This is a genomic window from Mesorhizobium sp. M2E.F.Ca.ET.209.01.1.1 (assembly GCF_004010375.2).
Lineage (GTDB): Bacteria > Pseudomonadota > Alphaproteobacteria > Rhizobiales > Rhizobiaceae > Mesorhizobium.
In genome coordinates this window covers 1-1,377 of the sequence record NZ_SADP02000052.1, presented here as the reverse complement: position 1 = coordinate 1,377, position 1,377 = coordinate 1, and the positions used below count along the sequence as shown (strand labels likewise).

The following is a 1,377-nucleotide window of genomic DNA, read 5'->3' as shown; positions in this document are numbered from 1 at the left end:
ACCACCTTACCGATAAAGATGTGGTCGGGAATTCGGGAAGAGATCACGCCTACAATCGCTGCCGTTTCAAGTCTGCTGATCGCGTTGACAGTCGTTATGTATGCCGGCGTAGAGGTGGTCCGCCAGACGGGTGAACGGCGAAACAAATACAATGAGCTAGTCAACGATGAAGGAGCTTAAGACGGTGAGTGAGCCTGCGAATAACGGCATGGATTTCCCGGCGGAGGAGTATCGGGAGCGCCTACGGCGTACGCAAGAAGAGATGGCTAAGTATGATCTTCCCGTCTTACTGCTGCACCAACCAGAAAACATCAATTATCTAAGTGGCCTCGATCAAATTGGCTATTTCTCCTATCACGCTTTAGCAGTACCCAGCCGCGGCGACCCGGTGCTGATCGTGCGCGACATGGAAGTCCCCACGGCGCACAGCACCTCATGGGTCAAAAACCATGTGGTCTATGCAGATGCCGCTGATCCGCTCCCCGTTTGGCTCGACACGGCGCGAAGAGCCCTTGAAGGTCTTGGGTTGGCAGGCGGGCGCATCGGTCTGGATGAGCACTCATGGTTCTTGACGGTGGAGCGCTGGAAGATGCTGCAGGCGCTGCTGCCGAAGGCAACTCTGGTTGGAGAGCCCCGTATTGTCGACCACCTGCGCCTGATCAAATCGCCGCGGGAACTAGAACATCTGCGCGGCGCTGCGCGGCTAGTTGAAGTGGGTCTGCGGGCCGGCATCGAGGCTATCGCGCCTGGAGTCGCGGAGCGAGAACTCGCCGAGGCTGTGTCTAGCGCATTGGTGAAGGCGGGGGCAGCGTCGCTCGGCGGTATCATCACCTCCGGCGATCGAACAAGTCTCATACATGGAGGACTTTCGGACCGGCGCCTGGAACGTGGCGATCCTGTCTACTTTGAGCAAAACGGGGTCCACAAGAATTACTGGGCACGCTTGATGCGCACCGCTGTTGTCGGTCCGGCGAGCGCTGCGCAACAGCGTATCGCCGACACGATCATCCGCATCCAAGACGAGGCGATCGCATTGATGCGGCCGGGCACACCGGCCAGCGTGGTCGACCGAGCTTGCCGCGAGCCGCTTCTGGCATCTGGACTGCGCGAAACCTATACGAATCGTGCCGGCTATTCGCTTGGTCTTAATCATCGCCCGTCGGCCGGCGAATTTATCCGCGAATTCGTGCCTGGCGTCGAATGGGTCTTAGAGCCGGGAATGGTGTTTCATATGCTGATGATGGCAGCGGGGATGGGCTTCAGCGAGACGGTGCTGGTGACGGAAAAAGGCCCGGAACGCCTGACCACCATGGAGCGCAAGCTCTTCTCGCGTATATAAGCACTCCATTCAAGATGGCAAAGCACATGCGACCAGTC

General features: G+C 58.5%; 1 protein-coding gene and 1 pseudogene. Both read left to right on the top strand.

All coding sequences use genetic code 11. From position 1 onward, the window contains the following. Window positions 1–180: pseudogene (locus EN852_RS41775) on the top strand (hypothetical protein); the annotation flags it as partial. Next, the gene (locus EN852_RS34490; protein ID WP_126097340.1) at window positions 167–1,339 is read left to right on the top strand and encodes a Xaa-Pro peptidase family protein; all 1,173 of its coding nucleotides are present in this window, start codon (window positions 167–169) and stop codon (window positions 1,337–1,339) included. The pseudogene EN852_RS41775 and the gene EN852_RS34490, both read left to right, overlap by 14 nt. The last annotated feature ends 38 nt before the right edge of the window (window positions 1,340–1,377 follow it).